Annotated in this window: 2 protein-coding genes; both read left to right on the top strand. The window is 69.9% G+C overall.

The features are described 5' to 3' along the window. The first annotated feature begins 57 nt into the window (after positions 1–57). Entirely contained in the window at positions 58–1,989 is a 1,932-nt protein-coding gene (locus tag VGV06_07575; GenBank protein ID HEV2055016.1) for an aconitate hydratase, read from the top strand. Positions 1,990–2,052: 63 nt separating this feature from the next. Beyond that, a partial coding sequence (locus tag VGV06_07570; protein HEV2055015.1) for a PrpF domain-containing protein occupies positions 2,053–3,084 on the top strand: 1,032 nt, incomplete at its 3' end.

Here is a 3,084-nt window from a genome sequence, read left to right as displayed (position 1 = left end):
CGCCGACTACAAGGGCCCCGGCAGAAAACCGTTCGTGCCCGTGGAGAAACGGTAGTCTTGCGCCTCTCCCTCGCGCGGAAGCTGATCGACTCGCACCTGGTCGCGGGCAAGGCCGTGGCCGGCGAGGAGATCGGCCTGCGCGTGGACCAGTGCCTGCTGACGGACACCAACGGCAACATGGCGTGGCTCCAGTTCGAGGCCATGGGCTTCCCACGCGTGAAAACGCCGAAGGTCGTCAGCTACATCGACCACAACGTGAACCAGACGGACTCGCGAAACACGGACGACCACCGATATATCCAGACCGCGTCGAAGCGCTACGGCTCCTGGTTCTCCAAGCCCGGCAACGGCATCTGCCACCAGGTGCACTTCGAGACCTTCAGCATCCCGGGGCAGTTCGTCCTCGGCACCGACAGCCACACGCCGCTCTGCGGCTCGACGGGCATGCTCGCCATCGGCGCGGGCGGGCTCGACATCGCCGTCGCGATGGGCGGCGGCGCCTACTACGTGTCGATGCCCAAGGTGGTCCGCGTGTGGCTCACGGGCCAGCTCAAACCTTGGGTCCACGCCAAGGACGTGATCCTCGAGCTGCTGCGCCGCTACTCCGTGCGCGGCGGCAGCGGCAAGATCTTCGAGTACGCGGGGCCCGGCGCAGCCACGCTCTCCCTGCCCCAGCGCGCGACCATCTGCAACATGGGCGCCGAGCTGACGTTGACCACGAGCGTCTTCCCATCTGACGAGGCGACACGCAGCTACTTCGCCCTCCTCGGGCGCGAGAAGGAGTGGCGGCCTCTTGCCGCGGATGCGGACGCCGAGTATGACGAGCAGATCGAGCTGGATCTCTCGGCGCTCGAGCCGCTGGTCGCATTGCCTTCTTCGCCGGACAAGGTTGTGCCGGTGAGTGAAGTCGAAGGCACCGCGCTCGAGCAGGTCATGGTCGGCTCGTGCACCAATTCCTCGTGGGAGGACATGTGGGCCGTCGCCCGCACCATCCGCGGCGAGCGCGTGGCGCCGTCGGTGTCCTTCGTCGTCTTCCCTGGCTCGAGCCGCATCCTCGAGATCATGTCGCGCGAGGGGCTCCTGACCGACCTCCTCGCCGCCGGCGCCACGGTGTCAGAGCCCACCTGCGGCTCCTGCGCCGGCATCGGGCACGTGCCCGCGGCCGGAGGCAAGAGCCTGCGCGCCTTCAACCGCAACTTCTCCGGGCGGAGCGGCGTCAAGGACGACCAGATCTATCTCTGCTCGCCGCTGACCGCCGCGGCTTCCGCTCTGACGGGCGTCATCACCGACCCGCGCAAGCGCGGCGCGGCGCCCGAGCGCCACTACCCAGCTTCCCTCATCGCGTCCAACGCCGGACTCGTGCCGCCGGCGACGGAGAGCGAGGCGGCATCGACTGTGGTGCTCAAGGGCCCCAACATCAAGGAAGTCCCGCGCGGCCGCCCCGTCGAGGCGACGCTCCGCGCGCCGGTGCTGATCAAGCTCGGCGACAAGGTCTCGACGGACGACATCTCGCCCTCGGGGACGGCCGCCCTCGTCTTCCGCTCCAACATCCCGGCCATCGCCGAGTTCACCTTCAGGAACACGGACGCGGAGTTCGTCGCCAGAGCCAAGGCCGCGGGCACGGGCGTGCTGGTGGGCGGCGAGATCTACGGCCAGGGCTCCTCGCGCGAGGCGGCGGTGCTTGGCCCGCTTCACCTCGGCGTGCGCGCCGTCCTCGCCAAGAGCTTCGCCCGCATCCACCGAGCCAACCTGATCAACTGGGGACTGGTGCCGCTCGAGTTCGACAACCCCGCGGACTACGAGGCCATCCAGCGCGACGACATGCTTCGCTTCGACGATCTCCGCGACGCGCTCCTGGCCGGGCGGAAGATCGCGGTGACCAACGAGCGAACGGGCACGATCTTCCAGACGCGCTGCGTGCTGACGCCGCGCGAGCGCGACATCCTCTTAGCGGGCGGTCTCCTCGCCCAAACCGCCACCGCGAAATGACACAAGCGCGCGTCCCCAAGTCTCCCTCTCCCCCACCGGGGGAGAGGGCCGGGTGAGGGGGCGATGACCCAAGCCCGCGTCCGCGCCGTCTACATGCGCGGTGGCACCAGCCGCTGTCTCGTCTTCCACGAGCGCGATCTGCCGCCGGCCGGCGTCGAACGCGACTACATCCTGCTGGCGGCACTCGGCAGCCCCGACCCCTACGGCCGCCAGCTCGACGGCCTGGGCGGCGGTATCTCGTCCCTCTCCAAGGCCTGCATCATCGGCCCGACCACCCACCCAGGCGCCGACGTGGACTACACCTTCGCGCAGGTCGAAGTGGACACGGCGCACGTGGACTACACGGGCAACTGCGGCAACTGCTCCTCCGCCGTCGGGCCCTTCGCCATCGAGGAGCGCCTGATCCAGCCCATCGAGGGCGAGACGCTCGTGCGCATCCACAACACCAACACCAAGAAGCTCATCGTGGCGCGCGTGCCCGTCGCGGGCAGCGAGCCCGCCGTCCACGGCGACTTCGAGCTGCCCGGCGTGGCGGGCACGGGCGCCCGCATCGCGCTCGATTTCCTCGAGCCCGGCGGCGCGGGCACGGGCCGGCTCCTGCCGACCGGCAAGACACGCGAGCTGGTCGAAGGCGTCGAAGCCTCGCTGGTGGACGCCTCGATCCCCATGGTCTTCGTCCGCGCCCGCGATCTGGGTCTTACCGGCACCGAGACGCCGCAGGCCGTGGACGGCGACAAGGCGGTCTGCGCGCGCCTCGAGAAGATCCGCGTCGCCGCCTCGCACCTGATGGGCATCCCCGGCAGCGCCGCCACGCCGAAGATCGCCATGGTCACGGCCCCCGTCGAGTACACCGCGCTCGACGGCACGCGCGTCGGCCACGAGGCCGCGGACGTCGTCGCCCGCGCCATCTCCATGGGCAACTGTCACCGCGCCTTCCCGCTGACGTCCTCCATGTGCCTCGCCGTAGCCGCGCGCATCGAGGGCACGCTGGTCCACGAATGCTCGACCGCTAAGCCCGGCGCGGACGTCCGACTCGGCCACGCGTCGGGCGTTCTGCCTCTCGACGCCGCGGTCGTGAAGCAGGCCGGCGAGTAC

Source organism: Candidatus Methylomirabilota bacterium (genome assembly GCA_035936835.1).
Classification (GTDB): Bacteria; Methylomirabilota; Methylomirabilia; order Rokubacteriales; family CSP1-6; genus AR37.
The sequence above is the reverse complement of the archived record's forward strand: the minus strand, read 5'-3'. Positions and strand labels throughout refer to the sequence as shown.